At 65.2% G+C, this 22,502-nt stretch carries 22 protein-coding genes; 12 read left to right on the forward strand and 10 right to left on the reverse strand.

The window, feature by feature from the left end; translation table 11 throughout:
• Window positions 1-232 precede the first annotated feature (232 nt).
• The 3 genes from glnK to ACMG4O_RS04050 all read left to right on the forward strand — a co-directional run bounded on the left by glnK (window position 233) and on the right by ACMG4O_RS04050 (window position 3,423).
• Window positions 233-571, forward strand: a complete 339-nt coding sequence (gene glnK, locus ACMG4O_RS04040; RefSeq protein ID WP_142947580.1) for a P-II family nitrogen regulator — start codon at window positions 233-235, stop codon at window positions 569-571.
• An 85-nt stretch (window positions 572-656) separates the two neighbouring features.
• Window positions 657-1,916 (forward strand): ammonium transporter, encoded by a 1,260-nt coding sequence (locus ACMG4O_RS04045; protein ID WP_414434484.1) that lies wholly within the window; start codon window positions 657-659, stop codon window positions 1,914-1,916.
• 154 nt (window positions 1,917-2,070) lie between these two features.
• Window positions 2,071-3,423 carry a DEAD/DEAH box helicase gene (locus ACMG4O_RS04050; RefSeq protein WP_414434485.1) on the forward strand — a complete coding sequence of 451 codons (1,353 nt, stop codon included), beginning with the start codon at window positions 2,071-2,073 and terminating at the stop codon, window positions 3,421-3,423.
• Between the two features lie 17 nt (window positions 3,424-3,440).
• Here the strand turns inward: ACMG4O_RS04050 and ACMG4O_RS04055 are convergent, their stop codons facing one another.
• From ACMG4O_RS04055 to ACMG4O_RS04065, 3 genes are read right to left on the reverse strand one after another with little or no spacing between them, the layout of a single operon-like run.
• Window positions 3,441-4,193 carry an SDR family oxidoreductase gene (locus ACMG4O_RS04055; RefSeq protein ID WP_194854824.1) on the reverse strand — a complete coding sequence of 251 codons (753 nt, stop codon included), beginning with the start codon at window positions 4,191-4,193 and terminating at the stop codon, window positions 3,441-3,443.
• Window positions 4,194-4,226: 33 nt separating this feature from the next.
• Complete coding sequence (locus ACMG4O_RS04060; RefSeq protein ID WP_414434486.1) at window positions 4,227-5,039, reverse strand: alpha/beta fold hydrolase; 813 nt, start codon at window positions 5,037-5,039, stop codon at window positions 4,227-4,229.
• A gap of 21 nt (window positions 5,040-5,060) precedes the next feature.
• Window positions 5,061-5,738, reverse strand: a complete 678-nt coding sequence (locus tag ACMG4O_RS04065; protein WP_142947575.1) for a histidine phosphatase family protein — start codon at window positions 5,736-5,738, stop codon at window positions 5,061-5,063.
• Window positions 5,739-5,833: 95 nt separating this feature from the next.
• Here ACMG4O_RS04065 and ACMG4O_RS04070 point away from each other — a divergent pair, with 95 nt between their 5' ends.
• The 3 genes from ACMG4O_RS04070 to ACMG4O_RS04080 all read left to right on the forward strand — a co-directional run bounded on the left by ACMG4O_RS04070 (window position 5,834) and on the right by ACMG4O_RS04080 (window position 8,443).
• Entirely contained in the window at window positions 5,834-6,748 is a 915-nt protein-coding gene (locus ACMG4O_RS04070; protein ID WP_142947574.1) for a LysR family transcriptional regulator, read from the forward strand.
• Between the two features lie 353 nt (window positions 6,749-7,101).
• Window positions 7,102-7,827 carry an SDR family oxidoreductase gene (locus tag ACMG4O_RS04075; protein WP_194854822.1) on the forward strand — a complete coding sequence of 242 codons (726 nt, stop codon included), beginning with the start codon at window positions 7,102-7,104 and terminating at the stop codon, window positions 7,825-7,827.
• A 28-nt stretch (window positions 7,828-7,855) separates the two neighbouring features.
• Window positions 7,856-8,443 (forward strand): 2-hydroxychromene-2-carboxylate isomerase, encoded by a 588-nt coding sequence (locus tag ACMG4O_RS04080; RefSeq protein WP_414434487.1) that lies wholly within the window; start codon window positions 7,856-7,858, stop codon window positions 8,441-8,443.
• A gap of 8 nt (window positions 8,444-8,451) precedes the next feature.
• Here ACMG4O_RS04080 and speE read toward each other — a convergent pair whose 3' ends face one another.
• Window positions 8,452-9,309: a polyamine aminopropyltransferase gene (speE, locus tag ACMG4O_RS04085; protein WP_370202589.1), complete on the reverse strand. Its 858-nt coding sequence runs from the start codon at window positions 9,307-9,309 to the stop codon at window positions 8,452-8,454.
• Window positions 9,310-9,468: 159 nt separating this feature from the next.
• Here speE and speA point away from each other — a divergent pair, with 159 nt between their 5' ends.
• The 4 genes from speA to betA all read left to right on the forward strand — a co-directional run bounded on the left by speA (window position 9,469) and on the right by betA (window position 15,746).
• Window positions 9,469-11,346 carry a biosynthetic arginine decarboxylase gene (gene speA / locus ACMG4O_RS04090; RefSeq protein ID WP_414434488.1) on the forward strand — a complete coding sequence of 626 codons (1,878 nt, stop codon included), beginning with the start codon at window positions 9,469-9,471 and terminating at the stop codon, window positions 11,344-11,346.
• A 4-nt stretch (window positions 11,347-11,350) separates the two neighbouring features.
• A complete protein-coding gene (locus ACMG4O_RS04095) occupies window positions 11,351-11,806 on the forward strand; it encodes a DUF4112 domain-containing protein (RefSeq protein ID WP_142947569.1) in 456 nt (151 codons plus the stop codon).
• 179 nt (window positions 11,807-11,985) lie between these two features.
• Window positions 11,986-14,058, forward strand: coding sequence for a choline BCCT transporter BetT (gene betT / locus ACMG4O_RS04100; protein ID WP_414434489.1), 2,073 nt, complete (start codon window positions 11,986-11,988; stop codon window positions 14,056-14,058).
• Entirely contained in the window at window positions 14,055-15,746 is a 1,692-nt protein-coding gene (gene betA, locus ACMG4O_RS04105; protein ID WP_414434490.1) for a choline dehydrogenase, read from the forward strand. The genes betT and betA overlap by 4 nt, the downstream gene beginning before the upstream one ends.
• A 126-nt stretch (window positions 15,747-15,872) precedes the next feature.
• On the opposite strand, the gene betB is transcribed toward betA, so the two are convergent.
• Window positions 15,873-17,336: a betaine-aldehyde dehydrogenase gene (betB, locus tag ACMG4O_RS04110; protein WP_370186014.1), complete on the reverse strand. Its 1,464-nt coding sequence runs from the start codon at window positions 17,334-17,336 to the stop codon at window positions 15,873-15,875.
• A gap of 114 nt (window positions 17,337-17,450) precedes the next feature.
• Window positions 17,451-18,029 carry a DUF523 domain-containing protein gene (locus ACMG4O_RS04115; RefSeq protein WP_414434491.1) on the reverse strand — a complete coding sequence of 193 codons (579 nt, stop codon included), beginning with the start codon at window positions 18,027-18,029 and terminating at the stop codon, window positions 17,451-17,453.
• A 34-nt stretch (window positions 18,030-18,063) separates the two neighbouring features.
• Between ACMG4O_RS04115 and ACMG4O_RS04120 the strand changes: the two genes are divergently transcribed.
• On the forward strand, window positions 18,064-19,035 hold the full coding sequence (locus ACMG4O_RS04120) for a 2-hydroxyacid dehydrogenase (RefSeq protein WP_370202196.1): 972 nt from the start codon (window positions 18,064-18,066) through the stop codon (window positions 19,033-19,035).
• 15 nt (window positions 19,036-19,050) lie between these two features.
• Complete coding sequence (locus ACMG4O_RS04125) at window positions 19,051-19,476, forward strand: secondary thiamine-phosphate synthase enzyme YjbQ (protein WP_370202195.1); 426 nt, start codon at window positions 19,051-19,053, stop codon at window positions 19,474-19,476.
• A gap of 21 nt (window positions 19,477-19,497) precedes the next feature.
• On the opposite strand, the gene ACMG4O_RS04130 is transcribed toward ACMG4O_RS04125, so the two are convergent.
• From ACMG4O_RS04130 to ACMG4O_RS04145, 4 genes are all read right to left on the reverse strand, one after another.
• Window positions 19,498-20,226, reverse strand: a complete 729-nt coding sequence (locus ACMG4O_RS04130; RefSeq protein ID WP_370202194.1) for a DUF2057 domain-containing protein — start codon at window positions 20,224-20,226, stop codon at window positions 19,498-19,500.
• Window positions 20,227-20,306: 80 nt separating this feature from the next.
• Complete coding sequence (locus tag ACMG4O_RS04135; RefSeq protein ID WP_142947561.1) at window positions 20,307-20,654, reverse strand: DUF4870 family protein; 348 nt, start codon at window positions 20,652-20,654, stop codon at window positions 20,307-20,309.
• Window positions 20,651-20,929: a BPTI/Kunitz-type proteinase inhibitor domain-containing protein gene (locus ACMG4O_RS04140; RefSeq protein ID WP_194854813.1), complete on the reverse strand. Its 279-nt coding sequence runs from the start codon at window positions 20,927-20,929 to the stop codon at window positions 20,651-20,653. Before ACMG4O_RS04140 ends, ACMG4O_RS04135 begins: the two co-directional genes overlap by 4 nt.
• A 118-nt stretch (window positions 20,930-21,047) precedes the next feature.
• A complete protein-coding gene (locus ACMG4O_RS04145; protein WP_194854812.1) occupies window positions 21,048-22,427 on the reverse strand; it encodes a cytochrome P450 in 1,380 nt (459 codons plus the stop codon).
• Window positions 22,428-22,502 lie beyond the last annotated feature (75 nt).

Genomic DNA, 22,502 nt, shown 5'->3' on the forward strand with positions numbered 1-22,502 from the left:
ACCATTTTGGGAAGTGCCCCGCAATGGTGCACTATATTGCCGCAACCGACCCCGGAACACCCCGGGGTTGCAGTTCTAACCCTCTGAAAATGCGTGACTTTTAAAAATTGGCATGGGTCGTGCAGCTAACGGGCTAGAGCGTTCGCGCGAGTGGATGGATCGGGAACCAAAGAGGGGCCTGAAACCCAACGGACGTTAACGGACGCGTTATAAGCGTTTGAAGGAGATAGAAATGAAACTGGTTACAGCCATCATCAAGCCGTTCAAATTGGACGACGTGCGTGAAGCACTGTCCGAGATCGGCGTTCAAGGCATCACCGTTACCGAGGTGAAAGGCTTCGGGCGCCAAAAAGGTCACACCGAGCTGTATCGCGGCGCGGAATACGTGGTCGATTTCCTGCCCAAGGTAAAAATCGAAGTGGCCATCGCGGAGACCAGCCTGGATCAGGTTATCGAGGCGATCACCAAAGCGGCCAACACCGGGAAAATCGGCGACGGCAAAATCTTCGTCACCACCCTGGAGCAGGCCATCCGTATCCGCACCGGCGAGACCGGCGAGGACGCGATCTAAGTTTAGAGAACGCAAGTTTAGAAAATGTGTAACACGACCCATGCCAAGGTCCTGAACACGCTTCCAATTCTCGGAGGGTTGCAACGTGGAAAATCAAATCTTTGAACTTCAGTACGCCATCGACACCTTTTATTTTCTGGTGTGTGGCGCACTGGTAATGTGGATGGCGGCGGGCTTCGCGATGCTCGAAGCCGGCCTGGTGCGTGCTAAAAACACCACCGAAATTCTCACCAAGAACGTGGCGCTGTTCGCCATCGCCTGCCTGATGTACCTGGTCTGCGGTTATTCGATCATGTACGGCGGCGGCATCTTCCTGAACGGCATTGAAGCCTTTGATCTGGCCGGTGTGCTGGCGGACTCCGCGGAAGCGGGTTTTGACGGCGGCTCGGTCTACTCCGGCGCGTCCGATTTCTTCTTCCAGGTAGTGTTCGTCGCCACCGCCATGTCCATCGTTTCCGGTGCCGTGGCCGAGCGTATGAAGCTGTGGGCCTTCCTGGCGTTCGCGGTGGTCATGACCGGTTTTATCTATCCCATTGAGGGGTCCTGGACCTGGGGCAGCGCCGACGTGTTCGGCATGTACAACCTGGGCGACCTGGGCTTCTCCGACTTCGCCGGTTCCGGCATCGTGCACATGGCCGGTGCGGCCGCCGCGCTCGCCGGTGTGCTGCTGCTGGGCGCCCGTAAAGGCAAGTACGGTCCCAATGGCGAAATCCACGCGATCCCCGGCGCCAACCTGCCGCTGGCGACCCTGGGTACCTTCATCCTGTGGATGGGCTGGTTCGGCTTCAACGGCGGTTCCGTGCTCAAGCTCGGTGACGCCGCCAGCGCGCACTCCGTGGCCATGGTGTTCCTGAACACCAACACCGCCGCCGCCGGTGGTGCCGTTGCCGCGCTGATCGTGGGCCGCTTCCTGTTCGGCAAGGCCGACCTGACCATGCTGCTCAACGGCGCCCTGGCCGGCCTGGTGACCATCACGGCCGAGCCGTCCACCCCGACCGCGCTGACAGCCACTATCTTCGGTGCGATCGGCGGCGTGCTGGTGGTGTTCAGCATCGTGACCCTGGACAAGCTGAAGATCGACGATCCGGTCGGTGCCATCTCCGTGCACGGTGTGGTCGGCTTCCTGGGCCTGATGCTGGTGCCGATCACCAACGACGGTTCCAGCTTCTCCGGCCAGCTGATCGGCGCCCTGACCATCTTCGTGTGGGTGTTCGTGGCCAGCCTGATCGTGTGGGCCATCCTCAAGGCGATCTTCGGCATCCGCGTCTCCGAAGAGGACGAGTACGAAGGCATGGATATCGTGGACTGCGGTATGGAAGCGTACCCGGAGTTCGTGAAGAGCTGATCCGTCTTCTTCCAATCTGTCTTGCTCCAACCTACAGGGCGCCTTCGGGCGCCCTTTTTTGTTTCGGTGAAACAAGTCTCTGGTATCCTGCCGGGAGCGGCGCTCCCTTTCGCGGGCCGGGCCCGCTCCTACAAGTCATCACCGAGTATTGTCTGTGTTTGCTGATCTGAATCTCCATGAACGTTTATTGCGCGCCCTGGAAGAGCTGTCGCTGAGTGAGCCCACGGCGGTGCAAACGGCGGCTATTCCCCCCGCTCTGGCGGGTCGGGACCTGCGCGTGGTGGCGCGGACCGGCACCGGCAAGACCGCCGCCTTCGTGCTGCCCATGCTGCAGCGATTGCTGGAAGAGAAGGACCGGGGCATCGGCACCCGGGCGCTGGTGCTGGCGCCCACCCGGGAGTTGGCCCGGCAGACGCTCAAGCAGGTGCAGGCGCTGTCGCGCTTCACCTTTATCAAGGCGGAAGCGGTCACCGGCGGCGAGGACTTCAAGGTGCAGGCGGCGCGCATCCGCAAGAACCCGGAGGTGCTGGTGGGCACGCCGGGCCGGCTGATCGAGCATCTCGAGGCGGACAATCTGGCGTTGTCCGAACTCAAGGTGCTGGTGCTGGACGAATCGGACCGCATGCTCGACATGGGCTTCAGCGACGACGTGCTGCGTCTGGCGGCGGCCTGCAACCCGGCCCGGCAGACGCTGTTGTTCTCCGCCACGCCGGGCGGCGCGGCCATGGACGCCATGGTGGCGCGGGTGCTGCGCGAGCCCGAGTCGCTGATGCTCGACAGCGTGCGCGAGCTCAATCAGCAGGTGCGCCAGCAGATCATCACCGCCGACGACCGCTCCCACAAGGAGCGCCTGGTGCAGTGGCTGCTTGCCCATGAGCCCCACCGCAAGGCGATCGTGTTCACCAACACCAAGGCCACCGCCGACCGCCTCGGCGGAGTGTTGCGCTCCACCGCCCACAAGGTGTTCGTGCTGCACGGCGACAAGGACACCAAGGACCGCAAGCTGGCGCTGGAACGGCTGAACAGCGGCGCGGTGACGGTGCTGGTGGCCACCGACGTGGCCGCCCGGGGCCTGGACGTGGACGGCCTGGAGCTGGTGATCAACTTCGATATGCCGCGCAGCGGCGATGACTACCTGCACCGCATCGGCCGCACCGGGCGCGGCGACGGCGAGGGCGTGGCGATCTCGCTGGTGGAGAGTTTCGAGTGGAACCTGATGGCGAGCATCCAGCGCTATCTGCGCCAGGAGTTCGAGTTCCGGGTGGTGGAGGCGCTGCGCGGCCGCTACCTGGGCCCCAAGGAGCGCAAACGCTCCGGCAAGGCGGTGGGCAGCAAGCACAAGAAGCTGAAGAAGAAGGCGCTCGCCCAGTCGGCCAAGGCGGCCGGCAAGAAGCCGGCGGCGAAGAAGAAGGCGGCGCGCAAGCGCCCGGCGCCATCGCCGGCGCCGGATACCCAGGGCGGTTTCGCCAAGCCCAAGCGGCGCAAGAACCCGGGGCCGCTGGACTAGTTTCCGGCGGCCGGGCGTCAGGTCATTTTCTTGACCAGGGAGAGGGGCAGGACCTTCATGGCGAACCCCAGCGGCGCCCAGGGCCAGGACGGCACATAGGCCTTGGCGGGTTCTTTCTCGATGGCGCGGACCAGCGCCTTGCAGCCGGTCTCGGTGTCCACCATGAACGGCGCTTTTTCCACTTTCTCGTTGATTTCCGAACGGATGTAGCCCGGGTAGAGGGTGCTCACGGTGATCGGCTTGCCGATCATCTCCATGCGCAGCCCTTCCGCCAGGCTGGCCACGCCCGCCTTGGTGGCGGCGTAGGTGTTGATGTTCTTGCGCATGCCGCGCACCGCGCTCATCGAGGAGATCACCACCAGATGGCCGTTGTTCTGGGCCCGGAAGATCTCCATGGCCGCCTCGCACTGGGCCAGGGCGGCGACGAAGTTGGTCTCCGCGGTCTGCCGGTTGGCGTGGAAATAGCCGGTGCCCAGCGGCTGGCCCTTGCCCATGCCGGCGTTGACGATGATCCGGTCCAGGCTGCCCAGCTCGGTGCGGAACGCACGGAACACGTCGAACACCTGGTCGTAGTGGTTCACGTCCAGGGGTTTGACCAGCACGGTGATGCCGGGGTGGGCCTGTTCCAGTTCCGCTTTCAGGGCGTCCAGCTTGTCGGTGCGCCGCGCGCACAGGGCCAGGTTGCGGCCCCGGGCGGCGAACAACCGCGCCATGCCGGCGCCCAGGCCGGAGCTGGCGCCGGTGATGAGAATATTGGAACGGGTACTCATGGCATTATCCTTGTCGCGTGCGTGGACCCCGGATCACAGCGTGGCGAGGAAATCGGACAGCGCCCGGTTCACCGCTTCGGGGTTTTCTATCGGCGAATGGTGCCCGGAATCGGCCACCGTGACCAGCCGCGCCCCGGGGATGGCGTCGACGATGCGCTGCGCTTTTTCCGGCGGCGTTGCCCGGTCCAGTTCGCCGACGATCACTAAAGTAGGCGCACTGATCGCGCTGATATCGCCGCTGATGTCGTCACGGGTAAAGACGTTCTCCAACGCCAGCTCGATGCCGTGGCGGTCGTGGGCCAGGATCAGCGCCTTCTCGTGGGCCACCCCGTCCGGGTTGGCGTCGCGCCAGGGCTTGGCGTACAGGAATTTCTGCATGCGCGTGACCACCTCATCGCGCTCGGCGTCGCTGCCATGGGCGAACCGCGACTGCTGCTGGCGGTGCACCGGCAGCAGGTCGGCGTCTTCCGGGTCCGCGGAGGTGTCCAGCAGCACCAGGGCGCGCACCCGCTCCGGGTACTTGAGCGCCAGTCGCATGAAGGTCATGCCGCCCTGGGACAAACCCACGAAAATCGCCTGGTCATAACCCAGCTGATCGAGCAGGGCGACGCTGTCGTCGGCCATGTCGTAGAAGCTCCAGCCCTTCTCGCGGTAGCCGGAGCCGGTGTGGCCGGGCCAGTCCAGGCTGACGCAGCGGTAGCGGTCGCGCAGCGCCTCGATCTGCGCCTCGAACATGGATTTGTCCGCCAGGACCCCATGGCCGAACACCAGCAGCGGGCCTTCGCCCTCGTCCAGGTAGGCGTAGCGCTGGCCGTTCAGTTCGATGGTGTGGTGGGTGAACGCCATGGTGGGCCTCGTGATCGCCGGTTAGCGGTAGGTGAGCATGTCGCCGGCCAGATGCAGGTGCTCGTTGAGCGTGGCCAGGCGCAGACGGCCGGTGTTGACCAGCAGCCGGGTGACGCTGGTGTTGATCAGGCCCCGGTTGAAGGTGATCAGCGCCTCCTGGTCCAGCTCAAGCAGGTGCTGAATGGCCACGCTGATGGCGCCGCCGGAGGTGAACACCAGGGCGCTGTCGCCGCTTTCCAGCCGGTTGGCCAGGCTGTACAGGGAGGCCAGCACCCGCTCGCGGAACGCCGGCCAGGTTTCCTGATAGTCGTCTTCGTTGCGCTGCCAGCGGCGCAACGCTTCCTCGAAACGGGCCTGGAAGGCGCGGCGCGGGTTGTCCTGTTCGTTCATCCAGCGGGTGAGCACCGCCCGGTCCTGGGACTCGGGCCAGTGCACCCGCATCAGGGTCTGGTGGTCGTATTCGTTGAAGCCGGTGTCGGTGGCCCATTCCTGCGGCAACCCCAGTGCTTCCAGTGTCGCCTGGGCGGTTTCCCGGTGACGCTGCATGGCGCCGCACACCACCCGCGGCGCGCCCAGATTCTGCTCGCGCAGATGGCGGCCGAGGATGCGGCTCTGTTCCCAGCCGGCGTCGGACAGGGCGTCGTAGTTCTCGGCGCCGAAACTGGCCTGGCCGTGACGGATCAGGTAAATCACTGGCATCGAGGGTCTCTGCTTATTCCCGGAAGTTGACCCCATGCTAGGGGGCGGTTTTCAATTAATCTAATGAATCTGAAAAATACACCTGGATAAGCCCCATGCATGTCTCCCGCTTCGATCTGAACCTGTTTGTGGTCTTCGACGCTATCTATACCGAAGGCTCCCTGACCCGCGCGGCGCGCGTGCTCAACCTGACCCAGCCGGCGGTGAGCCACGCCCTGGGGCGGTTGCGCGACCGTCTTGAGGACCCGTTGTTCGTGCGCCAGGGGGCGCGCATGGTGCCCACCAGCCGGGCGCGCGCCATGGTCACCCCGGTGCGCCATGCGCTGGGCGGGTTGCAGCGTTGCCTCAGCGACGAGGGCGGCTTCGACGTGGCGGACGCGGAGCGCACCTTCGTGGTCGGATTGCGCGACGGGCTGGAGGGCTGTCTGCTGCCGCCGCTCACCGCCGGCATTCTTGAAGAGGCCCCCGGCGTGCGGCTGCAGTCGATGACCGTGGCGCGCCGGCAATTGGCCACGGAACTGGCCAGCGGCCGGTTGGATCTGGCCGCCGACGTGCTGTTGCCACTGCCGGACGCCATCGAACACCGCCCGGTGATGAGCGGGCCGCTGGTGGTGATCATGCGGCCGGGCCACCCGCTGGCCGGCAAGCTGGACCTGCCGGCCTATCTGGCAGCGCAGCACGTGCTGGTGTCTTCGCGCCGGGAAGGGCCCGGCATGGAGGATTTCGGCCTCTCCCGCCTCGGCTACCGGCGCAATATCCGCCTGCGTTGCCAGCACCACATGGCGGCGTTGTCCACGGTGATGGGCTCGGACCTGCTGCTCACCCTGCCGGGCCTGCTGGCGCGTCAGCTGGCCCCCGCCGGCAGCCACGTGGAGCCGCTCCCCGCGGACGTTCCCGGCCTGGAGCTGCACCTCTACTGGCACCGGGATCAAAGCGCGGACCCGGGCCACACCTGGCTGCGGCAAAGGGTGATGGCGATGCTGGCGGAACAGCAGAGCGAACCCGGCTAAGACACCTTACTGACGCCACCTTCACGCTTACCCAATTCGCCTTATTGCATATCCACAGGGTGCAAGAGCAACCTCGTCACTTGTGACGTGAGTCACATTTTTTGGTTGTGATAATAAAAGTACCTTGGGGATAGAAAAATGGGATGGTTCAAGGATTTTTGGCTGGTTGACTGGCCGATGGTGATACGTCGTGTGGTTCTGATTCTGGTGCTGGGGGCGGTGGCCTGCGCGGTGGCGGTGGCCGTGGGCGGCTGATCGTGAGCATCATCGGTGCGGGTCGGCCGCGCCTTTCCCCTGTTAAGCGAAGCCGGTGCATACTGGGTCGACCTCTGTAGCCTGTACAAGGAGACCCCATGACCGCCCCCGCGATTCTTGTGGTCGGCGCCGGTGACGCCACCGGCGGCGCCATTGCCCGACGTTTTGCCCGTGAAGGCTTCACCGCCTGTGTCACCCGCCGCACCGAGGACGCCCTGACGCCGCTGGTCGAGCGTATCCGGGAGGAGGGCGGGCAGGCCCGCGGCTTCGGCTGCGACGCCCGCGACGAAGATCAGATGCAAGCCCTGGTGGACACCATCGAGACCGAAGTGGGGCCGCTGGAGGTGGTGGTTTTCAATATTGGCGCCAATGTTCATTTTCCGATCCGCGAGACCACCGCCCGGGTCTACCGCAAGGTGTGGGAAATGGCCGCGTTCGCCGGCTTTCTCACCGGCCGGGAGGCGGCCCGGGTGATGGTGCCGCGCGGCCGTGGCACCATCCTGTTCACCGGCGCCACCGCGTCGCTGCGCGGCGGTCGCGGTTTCGCCGCGTTCGCCGGCGCCAAATTCGCGCTGCGCGCGCTGGCGCAGAGCCTGGCCCGTGAGCTGGGTCCGGAGGGCATCCACGTCGCCCATCCGATCATCGACGGTGCCATCGACACCGCCTTTATCCGTGATAACTTCCCGCAGCGTTACGCGCTCAAGGACCAGGACGGCATCCTCGATCCCGAGCACATCGCCGATGCGTACTGGATGCTGCACCAACAGCCCCGCGATACCTGGACCCACGAGCTGGACCTGCGCCCGTGGATGGAAAACTTCTAACAAACGATGAATGAATGGAGAGCCGCCAATGAGCCGCGAGCTGGAATTTTTCTTCGATGTGGGCAGCCCCGCGTCCTATCTGGCGTGGACCCAGGCGCCGGGCCTGTGCCGGCGCACCGGCGCCACCCTGCGCTACCGGCCCATGTTGCTGGGCGGCGTGTTCAAGGCCACCGGTAACGCCTCGCCGGCGGCGGTGCCCGCCAAGGGGCGCTACAGCGGCCGGGATATGCAGCGTTTCGCGCGCCGTTACGGCGTCACCCTGAACCAGAATCCGCACTTTCCGGTGAACACCCTGATGGCCATGCGGCTGGCCACCGCCGCTCTCGACAGCGAGCAGCGCGATACCGTGCTGGCCGCCCTGTTCGAGGGGATGTGGCTGCAAGAGCGGGATCTGTCGGACTTGGACGTGCTCGGCCGCACCCTGGCCGAAGCCGGTCTGGATTCGGCGCACTGGGCAACTCTGGCCCAGGATCAGGCGGTCAAGGACAACCTCAAGGCGACCACCGAAGAAGCGGTGGAGCGCGGCGTCTTCGGCGCGCCCACCTTCTTCGTCGGTGAGGAGATGTTCTTCGGTCAGGACCGTCTCGACTTTGTCGAGGAGGCGTTACGGGCCTAGCCCGTGGCTCAGGACAGCGCCTGTTCCATGAACGGCGGCAGCACCAGTGCCGCTTTGTGGATGTCGGCGCTGTAGTAACGGGTCTCGAAGCTCTTGCCGGTGGCGTCCGCCTGGCGGAAATCCGCCACGTCGTGATCCTTGCCCGCCAGGGTGCAGCTCCACCAGCCGCTGGGGTACACCGGCTGCGGGAACGGCAGCGTGCGGGTATGGCTGAAGCCGGCCTCGCGCATGTTGGCGTGCAGGTCGAGGATGATGGTGTCGCTGTGCAGCAGCGGTGATTCGGACTGCTGCACCAGCACGCCGCCGTCGGCCAGGGCGCGGTGGCAGTGGCGGAAGAACTCCGCCTTGAACAGACCTTCCGCCGGGCCCACCGGGTCGGTGGAATCGACGATGATCACGTCGAAGCGGCCCGCCTCGCACTCTTGCATGAACTTCACGCCGTCCTCGAAGCGCAGCTCCGCCCGCTCGTCGCTGTTGGACTCGCACAGCTCGGGGAAATACTTCTCGGAAAAGCGCGTCACCTGCTCGTCGATATCGATCTGCACGGCGCTGGCCACTTCGCCGTGGCGCAACACTTCCCGCAGGGTGCCGCAGTCGCCGCCGCCGATGATCAGCACGTTGCGCGGTGCCGCGTGGCTGAACAGCGCCGGGTGGGCCATCATCTCGTGATACAGGAAATTGTCCCGGGTGGTGAGCATGGTGGCGCCGTCAATGGTCATCAGATAGCCGAAGGTATCGGTGTCCCACATTTCGATGTGTTGATAGTCGGTCTGTACCGATTCCAGCTTTCGTTTCAGACGCAGGCCGAAGGCGGTGCCGGCGGAGTCGAAATGCTCGATGAACCAGTTGTCTTTTTCGGAGCTCATAAAGGGGTGTCCGCTAAACGCTTCACAGAAGGCCGCTATTGTAAGCGTTCGGCGTCAATGTAGAAGCGCCGGGGCGCGGTATCCGAGCAACTATTTTTGTCCGCCGGCGGCCCCGGCAGGCATAATGCGGCAAAGCACGCAGCCGCCAAGGAACCGTCCATGACCCAGCCCCAAAGCCCGTTTGACGCCATTTACAATGTGCAGCGTTGGGGTGACGGCTATTTCCGGATCGGCAAGGACGGCCACCTGCATGTTCGCCCCCAGGGCGATCAGGGCGGGGAGGCGACCCTGGAAGCGGTGTTGCAGGCGTGCCGCGCCGCCGGGTTGCGCACGCCGGTGCTGGCCCGCTTCTCGGGCATTCTGCGCGACCGGGTGCGGCGCCTGGCCGGCGCCTTCCGGGGCGCCATCGGGGAGCAGGACTATCGGGGACGCTATACCCCTGTGTATCCGATCAAGGTCAACCAGCAGCGGCGCGTGGTGCATGAAATTCTGCGCGCCCGCGAAGAGGGCGAGCCGGTGGGGCTGGAGGCCGGCTCCAAGCCGGAGCTGCTGGCGGTGCTGGCGCTCTCCAACCCCGGCGACGTGGTGGTCTGCAACGGCTACAAGGACCGTGAATACCTGCGCCTGGCGCTGATGGGCGAGAAGCTCGGCTTCCAGGTGCAGATCGTGGTGGAAAAGCTCTCCGAGCTGCCCATGCTGCTGGAGGAAGCGCGGGCGCTTGAGGTGTCGCCGCGCATCGGTTTGCGGGTGCGCTTGATGAGCATCGGCAAGGGCAACTGGCAGAACACCGGCGGCGAAAAGTCCAAGTTCGGTCTCAGTGCGCCGCAGTTGATCGAGGCGGTGGAGCACTGCCGCCGGGCGGGCAGGCTGGACTGCGTGCGCATGCTGCATTTCCACCTGGGCTCGCAGATCGCCAACATCCAGGACATCAAGGCGGGCATGCGCGAAGCGGCCCGCTACTATGTGGAACTGCGCCAGCTGGGCGCCGCCCTGGATACCGTGGACGTGGGCGGCGGTCTGGGCGTGGACTACGAAGGCACCCACTCCCGCTCCTACTGCTCGATGAACTACAACCTGGCGGATTACGCCTGGCACATCGTGCATACCCTGAGCGAGCAGTGCCGCCGCAGCGACGTGCCCGAGCCGCATTTGATCTCTGAATCCGGGCGTGCGCTCACCGCCCACCATGCGGTGCTGCTGGTCAACATCACCGACGAGGAACGTCAGGCCACGGCGCGGGTGACCGCCCCCGGCGATTCCGACTGCGTGGAGCTGCACGAGCTCTGGCGGTTGAATCAGGTGCTGAGCGGCGAGCACCCCAATCTGCTTGAGGTGCACCCGGAGCTGCTCGGCGCGTGGCAGGACCTGCACCTGCGTTACCTGAACGGTGAAGTGGATATCCGCGGCCGCGCCCGCGGCGAACAGCTCTACACCAACGGGCTGCTGGCGCTGCGCGCCCGTCTCGACCCGCGCCGCCGTCAGCAGCGTGATCTGCTCGACCGCCTTAACGAAATCCTCGCCGACAAACTGTTCGTTAACTTTTCCGTGTTCCAGTCGGTGCCGGATGTGTGGGGCATTGATCAGGTGTTCCCGGTGCTGCCGTTGTCCGGCCTGGACCAGCCCGCCACCCGGCGCGGTGTGCTGCAGGACATCACCTGCGACTCCGACGGCCGTATCGACCAGTACGTGGACGGCGAAGGGGTGGAAGCCACCCTGCCGTTGCCGGAAACGCTGAACGGGCACCTGGGCATTTTCATGGTCGGCGCCTACCAGGAAATCCTCGGTGATATGCACAATCTGTTCGGCGATACCGATTCCGTGGACGTGAACCTCAACGAGCGCGGCGAGATTGAGCTGACCCACGCGATCCAGGGCGACACCGTCAGCTCGGTGTTGCGCTATGTGAATTTTGATCCGGAACGGCTGCTGGCGACCCTGGAAGACCGCTGCCAGCAATCCCAGCTTCACGACGATGAGCGCCAGCGTTTTCTCGGTGAAATCCGGGACGGTCTGGCGGGCTACACCTACTTGGAATAACCGCATGGACGATCAGAAACGGGCCCGTCAGCAGGCCACCCTGGCACGCCTGGACCGCTTCAGCCGGTTCACCGATTCCAGCATTCGCATTCCTTTTACCCGCTTTGAACTGGGCGCCGAAGCGCTGATCGGCCTGGTGCCGGTGATCGGCGACGCCGCCGGCCTGGTGCTGTCCGGTTACGTGCTGCTGGAAGCCCAGCGCGCCGGCGTCAGCGGCGCCACCAAGCGGCGCATGCTGCGCAACATGCTGGTGGATTTCGTCGGCGGCCTGGTGCCGGTGGTCGGCGACGCCTTCGACGCCATTTTCAAAGCCAACACCCGCAACACCCGGCTGGTGCGCCAGGACCTGCTTAAGCAGCTGGGCGCGGAGGCGCCGCGGCGGTTCCCCTGGGGCACTCTGGTCGGGCTTTCGATACTGTTCGGCGTGATCACCGCCGCCGGCGTGGCGCTGTTGGCGTAACCCGGCCGTGACGTTACGGTGAAACGCGCCGTTGACAGGTAAAAAGCTGTAACAGGATGCTGTTATTCTCAATTTGGAGGCTGATACTGGCGAAGTGATTAGAAGGCTCAAACAAGAACAGCCTCTCAATCAGGGAACGCACGTATGATTTCGAGCGACGCTTGCCAAAGGAGCTCCGGATGACCACCTCATCGCCTTCCCAGGAATCGGAATCCCTGGATCAGCAGGACCGTATCAACCCGGTCGTTTTTTACGGCTCGGGCCTGGCCATTCTCGTATTCGCCCTGTGGGCGATGTTCTTCACCGAAGCGGCGGGCACCGTGATCTACGCGGCGCTGGCCTGGATCTCCAACAGCTTCGGCTGGTTCTACTTTCTCGCCGTGGTGGCTTACCTGGTGTTCGTGATCGCCATCGCCTGCTCGCGCTACGGCTCGATCAAACTGGGGCCGGACCATTCCGAACCGGAATTCAACATTGTTACCTGGGCGGCGATGCTGTTCTCCGCCGGCATCGGTATCGATCTGATTTTCTATTGCATCGTCGAGCCGGTGACCCAGTTCATGGAACCGCCGGTGGGCGAGGGCGGCTCCGTGGAAGCCGCCCGCGAAGCCATGCAGCTCACCTTCCTGCACTGGGGGCTGTCTGGCTGGGGCATTTATACCCTGGTGGGCATGTCGCTGGCGTTTTTCAGCTATCGCCACGGTCTGCCGCTGACCATCCGCTCCGCGCTGTATCCGATCTTCGGTAAGCGCATTTACGGCAGCATCGGCAACACCGTGGACATCGCGGCGGTGCTGGGCACCGTGTTCGGCGTCGCCACCAGTCTCGGCATCGGCATTATTCAGCTCAACTTCGGCTTGAACTATATGTTCGGCGTGCCGGAAAGCACGCTGACCCAGGCGCTGCTGGCGGTGGGCATCGTCGTGTTCGCCGCCATCTCCGCGGCCACCGGCGTGGAGAAAGGGATCCGTCGCCTGTCGGAATTCAACATGCTGCTGGCCGTCGTGCTGGTGCTGTTCGTGCTGATCGCCGGCGACACCCGCTTCCTGCTGGACGCCTTCGTGATGAACGTGGGCGATTACATTTCCAACTTCATCCCCATGTCGTTCGACACCTACGCCTTTGACCCGCCGCAGGACTGGCTCAACGCCTGGACGGTGTTCTTCTGGGCCTGGTGGATCGCCTGGGGGCCGTTCGTGGGCCTGTTCCTGGCGCGTATTTCCCGGGGCCGCACCATCCGTGCCTTCGTCACCGGCACGCTGATTCTGCCGCTCACCTTCATGATGGCGTGGATGTCGATCATGGGTAACTCGGCCATCGATCTGGTGATGAACGGCGCCACCGAGTTCGGTAACGAGGCGGTCGGCAATCCCGGCTCGGCGATCTACCTGTTCCTGGAAAATCTGCCCTGGGTCACGGTGACCACGGTGGTGGTGACGATACTGGCGATTGTATTCTTCGTGACCTCCGGCGACTCCGGCTCGCTGGTGTTGTCCAACCTCACCTGCTTTATCCGTGACCCGGCCAACGACGCGCCGGCCTGGATGCGCATCGCCTGGGCCACGGTAATCGGGCTGGTGACGGTGGCGTTGTTGTCCACCGACGGCCTCAACGCCTTGCAAAGCGCGGTGGTGATCATGGGCCTGCCGTTCGCGTTCGTGCTGTTCCTGATGATGATCGGCCTGTTCAAGGCGCTCAGAGTGGAAGGCATGAAAACCACCAGTAACCGTGACGCCCTGGCCGGCCACCTGTCCGCGCGCATCGCCTCCGCCCGCGACCACAGTAACTGGGCGCACCGCCTCAGCCGGGCGATCAGCTTCCCGGGCCTGAAGCAGGTTCAGAAATTCCTGGAAGGCACCGCCCGGCCCGCCTTCGAGGACGTCAAAGCGGCGCTGGCGGAGAAGGACCACAAGGTGGAGATCTCCGTCGGCGAGGGCGACCAGGAGCATCTCGGCCTGGTAGTCGATCTGGGCGGTGAGGGAGACTTCGCCTACACGCTCTGGCCGCGCCAGTGCGCCATGCCGTCCTTCACCATCCGCGCCCAGCAGCGCCGCTCGGTCTACTACCGCCTGGAAGTGCACCTGCGTGAAGGCGGCCTGGGCTATGACGTGATGGGCTATTCCCGCGAGCAGTTGATCGAGGACGTGGTGGATCATTTCGAGAGCCACCTGCAGTACCTGCATCTGCGCCGCGAGAAGAGCCCCGGCGGCGCTTCGGAAATACGCGGCGACTACGAGGAGGGTGAATCATGAGCGAGACGGCCTACGACGCCGAGTTCGATTATGTGATCGTCGGTGCCGGCTCCGCCGGCGCCGCGCTCGCCCACCGGCTCAGCGAAAGCGGTGACCATTCGGTGCGTGTGCTGGAATACGGCGGCAGCGACAACTCCATCTTTATCAAGATGCCCACCGCCTTCTCCATTCCCATGAACATGAAGCGCTACGACTGGGGCTTTCATTCCGAGAAAGAGCCCGGCCTCAAGGGCCGCAGCCTGCACCAGGCGCGCGGCAAGGTGCTGGGCGGCTCCTCGTCGATCAACGGTCTGGTGTACGTGCGCGGTTGCGCCGGTGACTTCGAAGAGTGGGAAGAGCTGGGCGCCGCCGGCTGGGGCTACCAGGACGTGCTGCCTTACTTCAAACGGGGCGAGGACTGCGTCTACGGTGGCGATGCCTACCGCGGCGACCAGGGTGGTCTCACCACCTGCAACGGCAACAACATGAAGAACCCGCTCTACCGCGCCTTTATCAAGGCCGGCGAGCAGGCCGGCTACGGCTACACCGAAGACTACAACGGCTACCGCCAGGAAGGCTTCGGGCGCATGGACATGACGGTGCGCGACGGCGTGCGCTGTTCCACCGCCATGGCCTACCTCAAGCCGGCCATGAACCGCCCCAACCTGGACATTCAGACCCACGCCCTGACCACCCGGGTGATCATGGACGGCAAGACCGCCGTGGGCGTGGAATACCGCCAGGGCGGCAAGACCCGCCGGGTGCGGGCGCGCAAGGAAGTGATCCTGTCCGCCAGTTCGTTCAACTCGCCTAAGCTGCTGATGCTGTCCGGCATCGGTCCGGCGGACCACCTTAAGGAACACGGCATCGAGGTGGTGCACGATCTGCCCGGCGTGGGCCGCAACCTGCAGGATCATCTGGAAGTCTGGGTGCAGCAGGAGTGCACCCAGAAGATCACCCTGAACAGCTGGCTCGGCCCTCTGGCGAAAGCCTGGATCGGTGCCAACTGGCTGTTCCTGAAACGGGGCCTGGGCACCTCCAACCAGTTTGAATCCAACGGCTACATCCGCAGCCGCGCCGGCATGAAGTACCCGGACATCCAGTTCCACTTCCTGGCCGGGGCCATCGCCTACGACGGCTCCAGCGCCTTCAAGGGCCACGGTTTCCAGGTGCACCTGGGCGCCAACAAACCCAAGAGCCGGGGCTGGGTGAAGCTGAAATCCGCCGACCCGGAAGCGCCGCCGGAAATCGTCTTCAATTACTTCGCCGAAGAAGAGGACAAGGAAGCGTTCCGCGCCGGGCTGCGCTGGACCCGCGAGATCTTCGCCCAGCCGGCGCTGGACGAATACCGTGGCCAGGAAGTGTCACCGGGCCCGGACGTGCAAACCGACGCGCAGATCGATCAGTGGCTGGCGGAAACCGCCGAGACCGCCTACCACCCGGCCGGCTCCTGCCGCATGGGCACCGACGCCATGGCGGTGGTGGATCCGGAATGCCGCGTCCATGGCGTGCGCAATCTGCGCGTGGTGGACTCGTCCATCATGCCCACCGTCACCAACGGCAACCTCAACGCGCCGACCATCATGATCGGCGAAAAAGCCGCCGACCATATTCTCGGCCGCACGCCGCTGCGCAGCGACGCGCCCAGCTTCGCGCCCGACGACTGGCAGACCTCTCAGCGCGTCAGCGCGCCCGAGCGAACCGTCTAGAGCCGGCCGGCAGGATCCCAGAGACCTTGTTGGTGCCGCCGTTAGAAAAGGCTCTGGGATCCTGCCGGGAGCTTTGCTCCCTTTCGCGGGCGGGGCCCGCTCCCACAAGGCCGGCTCTCGCCATCCTCAATAAGGCGCTTCAACATCCCCTTGCGCCACATACACCGTCTTCAAGCGTGTGTAGTGCTCGAACGCCCGGCGGCTGTTTTCCTTGCCGACGCCGGACTGCTTGAAGCCGCCGAACGGCATCTCGATCGGGGTGATGTTGTAGTGGTTGATCCACACAATGCCCGCCTCCAGCGCGTCGGCCATGCGGTGAGCCCGGTCGATGTCCCGGGTGAACACGCCGCCGGCCAGGCCGAAGGGGGTGTTGTTGGCCCGCGCCAGCACTTCTTCCTCATCGCTGAAGCTGAGCAGCGACATCACCGGGCCGAAGATCTCCTCGCGGACGATGGTCATGTCGTCGTTCAGGTCGTCGAACACCGTGGGCGACACGAAGTTGCCGTTCTCGAAGCCGGCCACCCGGGCCCGCTCGCCGCCGATCAACACACTGCCGCCTTCCTGCTTGCCCTTTTCAATGTAGTCGAGCACATGCCGCATGTGCCCCTCGCTGATCAGCGGGCCCACATGGGTCTCCGGGTCGAGCGGATCGCCCAGTACCATCTTGCCGGTGCGCGCCAGCAGTTTTTCCACGAAGGCGTCCTTCACCGATTCGTGCACGAACACCCGGGTGCCGTTGGTGCACACCTGGCCCTGGGTGTAGAAATTACCCAGCAGCGCGCCGGACACGGCGTTATCCAGGTCGGCGTCCTCGAACACGATCAGCGGCGACTTGCCGCCCAGTTCCAGGGTCACCGCTTTCAGGGAGTCAGAGGCGGCACGCATCACCGCCTTGCCGGTGCCCACCTCGCCGGTGAGCGAGACCTTGTCGATGCCCGGGTGCGCGGTCAGCGCCTGGCCGGTTTCCGCGAAGCCCTGCACCACGTTGAACACGCCGTCCGGCAGGCCGGCTTCCTGGAATACCTCCGCCAGACTCAACGCCGACAACGGCGTCAATTCAGCGGGTTTGAAGATCATCGCGTTGCCGGCGGCCAGCGCCGGCGCCGACTTCCAGGCGGCGATCTGCAGCGGGTAGTTCCAGGCGCCGATGCCGGCGCACACGCCCAGGGGTTCCGGGCGGGTGTAGAAAAAGCCGCCGTCCACCTGCTGGTACTCGCCCTGCAAGGAAGACGCCTGGCCGGCGAAATACTCGAGACAGTCGGCGGCGGAATCCACGTCCGCTTCCGGCGTCTCCGAGATCGGCTTGCCGGCGTCCAGGGATTCCAGGCGCGCCAGATCATCGCGCTGTTCGCGCAGCAGCTGGGCGGCGCGCATCAGCACCCGGCCCCGGGCGGTGCCGTCCATGGCGCGCCACTGCGCCAGGCCGTCACGGGCGGCCCGGACCGCCCGGTCCACGTCCTTGGCGCCGGCCACCGCCACCCGGCAGATCACGTCGCCGGTGGCCGGATTCAGGTTATCGAAAAACTCGCCGTCGGTGCCTTGCTGGTAATGTCCGCCGATCCATAACAGGCGGTCTTTTTGGCGTTCCATAGGGGTACCTCGATGGCAGTGGGTCACCCGGCCGGTGCGGCCAGATGCTCGATAAAACGTCGGGTGCCGGACAGCAGCGGCTCGTCGAGCCCCTCGCTGCGGCGGCGCAGGGTGTTAAGGGCCTGCTGCGGGTGCGTGCTTTGCCGCCACTGACGGTGGCAGAACAGCCGCACCGCGAACGCGGTCAGGAACGAGGGGTTCTTGCAGGTCGCTTTCGTTACACAGGGGCAGGGCCGGAAAGCGCGCCGCCAGCGCGGCGGCGAAAGCGCCGTCGCCCAGGCCCAGGACGCCGCCGTGCGGGCCGTGGACCGGCGTGGTGCCCAGTCCGCAACTGGGCGAGCGGGCCTTGAACACGAAGCCGTCGAGCGGGGTGTCGATATTGCGGGCCTGGGCGCCCAGGGCATCGGTATGGTCCTGGTCGGGCCGGGCTACGCCGCGCACCCGCTGTTCGCCGTCCAGGGTCACCACCTGGATCGGCGGGCGCGGCACCGGCAGGCCGATGGCCACCTCCGGACACACCTCCACGAAACGCACCAGGGGGCCGAGTTCGCGGTGCAACAGAGGTTCGTCGCGGTGGCCGCCGTCGTAGCGGACCGGGCGGCCGAGCAGGCAGGCACTGACGCCCAGCCGTGGCCGTCGGTGCGCTGGCGGGGCCGTTTCGAAGCCCATTTTTTGCAGTAAATCCGGTAGCATGGGGAATCCTCTCCCAACCTGTACCGATTGTCCCATGAAAGGTGTGATCCTCGACAGCCAGACCCTCAAGCCTTCGGAGCTGGACTTTTCCGATCTGGAAAAGCTGCTGCCGGAGTGGACATTCTATGAACAAAGCGGCCCGGACGATGTAAAAAACCGTTTGCGGGGCGTGACCGTGGCGATCACCAATAAAGTGGTGATCGACGCGGACACCCTGGCCGCGTCGCCGGATCTGAAGCTGATCTGCATCTCCGCCACCGGCACCAATAACGTGGACCTGGAGGCCGCCCGGCGGCAGGGCGTGGTGGTTTGCAACGTGAGCGGCTACGCCACCGCCACCGTGGCCCAGCACACCCTGGCGCTGATGCTCGGCCTGGCCACCGCCTGGCACCGCTACGACGCCGACGCCCGGGCCGGCCGCTGGTCCGAGTCCGACATGTTCTGCCGCATGGATTACCCGGTGGTGGAACTGGCCGGCAAGACCCTCGGCCTGATCGGCCACGGCGACCTGGGCCGGCGCGTGGCGGCGCTCGCCGAGGCGCTGGGCATGACCGTGCGGGTGGCGGCTTCGCTGCGCCCCGGGGCGGACAACAGCGGCCGGGTGCCGCTGGACACCCTACTCGGCGAAGCCGATGTGATCAGCCTGCACTGCCCGCTCACCGGCGCCACCGAGAAAATGGTCAACCGGGATTTCCTGGCCGCCATGAAACCCGGCGCCTTTCTGATCAACACCGCGCGCGGCGGCCTGGTGGATGAGCCGGCGCTGGCGGAAGCGCTGCGCGGCGGCCGTCTGGGCGGCGCCGCCCTGGACGTGCTCAGCCAGGAGCCGCCGCCGGCGGACCATCCGCTGCTGGCGCCGGACATCCCCAACCTGATCATCACCCCGCACAGCGCCTGGGTGAGCCGCGAGAGCCGCCAGCGGCTGCTCGACGGGGTGGCCGCCAATATCCGGGCCTGGCGGACCGGCCGGCCCACCAATGTGGTCAATGGTCTGCACAGCGCCTGAAACCGGAGATTAAGAATGTGGTTACAGCGGATTCTTACCCTGGCGCCCCGTGGCCGGGGCTTTCATCTGGTCAGCGGCGAGGTGCGCGACGCCCTGCCGGAGCTGTCGGAATACCGGGTCGGGCTGTTGCACCTGTTTCTGCAGCACACCTCCGCCTCCCTGGCGATTAATGAGAACGCCGACCCGGATGTGCGCGGCGATCTGGAGCGCCACTTCAACGTGATGGTGCCGGAGAACGCGCCGCATTACGCGCACACCCTGGAAGGGCCGGACGATATGCCGGCGCATATTAAAACGGTGTTGATCGGCGAGAGCCTGACGGTGCCGGTGCGTGACGGGGCGTTGGCACTGGGCACCTGGCAGGGCCTCTATCTGTGCGAGCATCGCGACCACGCCGGAAGCCGGCGCATGGTCGCGACGCTGCAGGGCGAGAAGCGCTGACGCCGCCCGCGCGGGGTGTTGCTACTGCGAAATCCACTGCAGGAACTGGCGGCGCTCCTCCTGGGTGGCCTGGTTCCACTGGGCTTTCAGCGTGTCCAGATAGCTGGCCTGGCTGCTGGCCCTGGCGCCGCCCTCGGAGCCGTTAGCCGTGCCGCTTTCCGCCGGCGCCGCCGGTGCCGGCGTTACTGCTTCGGCCGCCTTGGCTTTCGGCTGCACCGCGGTGGCCCCCTTGGTTTCCACTTCGGTGCCGGTGATCGGCGCCAGGAAGCCCCGGTTGAGCACCAGGCCGCTGGCCTGGCTGGGCGTCTTCTCGCCGCTGTTCATGTTTTCCACCCAGCCGGAAAAGTCGTCTTCAAGGGCGCGTGCCTGGGTGACGTTCTGCGGGCGCTCGAAATCCAGGCGATAGAACTCGCCGGCTTCGCCGTCCACCACGAACAGGGCCGGGTCGGACTTCATCACTTCGTGGTTGTCGGCGTCCAGATCCCACAGCCGCTTGTAGTAGGCCAGGATCTCATAGCGCCCTGGGGTCACCTTGAGGTCCTTGTGGTCGGTATTGAAGAAGGTGTTGACCCCGTCCACTTCGCTGCCGTTGATGGTGAAGACTTCCAGGTCGGAGGGCACGCGAATCGTCAGCACCTGGCTGTCCGGTTGTTTGGCGCCCTCGTAGAGTTGCACCACCGGGCTGCGGCTACAGGCGGTGAGCAGAAAGGCGGCGGCCGCGATCAGCGCGAACGAACGCAATAAAGCCATGATGTTCTCCCGGTTTGCGGACCCGCCAGTGTGGCGGACCCGTGTGATGTTTTTATGACGGTCAGGGGTAGGGCCAGGCCCTAGAAGCCCCAGGTGGTCAGGTTCGACGGTGGTTCCCCGTTCGCCAGGCTGTTCAGCCCGCGCACGCAGCGCACGATCCACCAGATCACGATGATCACCAGCAACAGCCAGCCGATCAACGCCAGCGTGGTGATGCCCGCGATCAGGTTGTACAGCAGCCCAATCCAGAAGGTGCGGTACTGAAAGCGGAAGTGGGCTTTGTGCGGCTCCGGTGCGTCCGGCGCTTGCAGATGGGCGATCACCGCGCCCACCAGCGCCGTGACGCCGCCGGTGAGCAGGCCGATCAGCAGCAGCGCGTAGTTGATCCGGACCAGCTGGGAGCGGGTTTCCGCACTGCTCTCGCTCACGGCATTTCCTGGTCGGTCAGATCCGGTGCCGGGGCGTAGCAGGTGGCCATGCACTCATCCATGGTCTCGAACGGCACCTGGCCTTCGCAGCCGCCCCAGGCGAATTCCTGGCAGCTTTCGCTATCACTGTCGTAGTAATAGCCCGGTATGGCGGCGCGGCACTGGCCGCTGTCCGGCGCCTGGTGGCAGGCGTCCGGCAGGGGGTGGGCGTTGCGTCCGCTCTGGCAGCCGGCCAGCGTCAGGACAAGGGCGGACAGGATCAACAGGACACGCATCGGTGCTTCTCCTTGTGCGGTGGTAGCCCACACTATACCCGGACCGGCGGACGGTCTCAGCCCATCAGTTTGCCGCGGAACAGGAAAAACACCGCGCCCAGCAGGCACAGCCCCGCCTTCAGCGCGCCGAGATCTCCACCGGCAGGCCGTCCTTGGGCATGGCGAGAGGCACCAGCTGCACCGGCATTTCGTAGCCGTCACGCACGGACACCCGGTAGCGCCGCAGGAAGTGGAACAGGAAGGTCTTGGTCTGCAGTTCCGCGAAGTTCAGCCCCAGGCATTTGTGGTGGCCGCCGCCGAACGGAATCCACTGGAAGTGGTGTTTCTTGTGCTCGGCACGCTCGTCGCTGAACCGCTCCGGATCGAAGCGTTCCGGGTTGCTCCAGTACTCGGGCATGTAGTGGGTGTACAGCGGCGACAGGTTGACCAGGGTGTTCTTGGGAATGCGGTAGCCCTGGAAGGTCACCTCCTCGGCGGTGCGGCGCGGGAAGGCGGTCAGTGCCGGTCTCAGGCGCAGGGTTTCGCGGAACACCCAGCCGGTCTTGGTCATCTTTTCCAGGTCACTGTAGCCGAGCCGGTCCGGATGTTCCGCGGCGGCGGCCACCTGGTCCATCTCCTCCGCCAGGGTGTCCTGCCACTCCGGGTGTTTGCAGAGCAGGTAGATCAGCGAGCAGAGCGTGCTGGTGGTGGTGTCGTGGGCGGCGAACAGCAGGAAGATCATGTGGTTGGTGACGTCCTGGTCGCTCAGGCCGCCCTCTTCCTCGGCCGCCTTGCACAGCTCGCTGAAGAAGTCCGGGGTGTCCGCCTGGCGTTTTTCCGGGATCAGCCCGGCCACGAACTGCTCCAGATAACGCCGGCCGCGCAGGCCCCGGTACCAGAGTGTCCCCGGTATCGGCAGGCGCAGCACCGCCAGCGAGGCGTCCGCCGCGTCAATGAAGGACTGGTTCACTTTGTCCGCTTCCGGGCCCATGCGCAGGCCGAAGAAAATCTGCGCGCCCACGTCCAGCAGCAACGCCTTGATGCGGTCGAAGAAGGTGAAGGTTTCGCCGGTGGGCCAGGCCTTCAGGCCGCTTTCCACGCTCGGCCCCATACGGTCGATGTAGCTGGCCAGGGCCGGTTTTTTGAACGCCTGCTGCATGATACGGCGGTGAAACTTGTGGTCGGCGAAATCGCGCAGCATCAGGCCGTCGGTGAACAGCCGCTCGAGAATCGGATTCCAGGCCGCCCGGCTGGAGAACACGTGCTCCTTATCGCGCAGCACGAACTCGTTGGCGTCCGGACCGAGCAGGGTGACGCCGCGCTGAAACAGCACGCTGCCGCGATACACCAGGCCGTAGCGCTCGGCCTTGCTGTGCACCAGACCGTGGTAGTCACGCAGAAACGCCAGCGTGTGGCCGAGCAGCGGCAAGCCGTAATCCCCCGGGATATGGCTCAGGTCGCGCTGTGGCATTTTTGGTAGTTGCGCCGCTCTTTCCTGGGCGCTGTCCATGGAACCCATAATTATTTCCCGTTTAAAAACCGCATTACCGGCAATGTACTGCCGTCCCGGTAAGCGGCGCCAGACGCTGTTGGC

This window comes from Alloalcanivorax venustensis (genome assembly GCF_047495515.1).
In the GTDB taxonomy this organism is placed as follows: Bacteria; Pseudomonadota; Gammaproteobacteria; order Pseudomonadales; family Alcanivoracaceae; genus Alloalcanivorax; species Alloalcanivorax venustensis.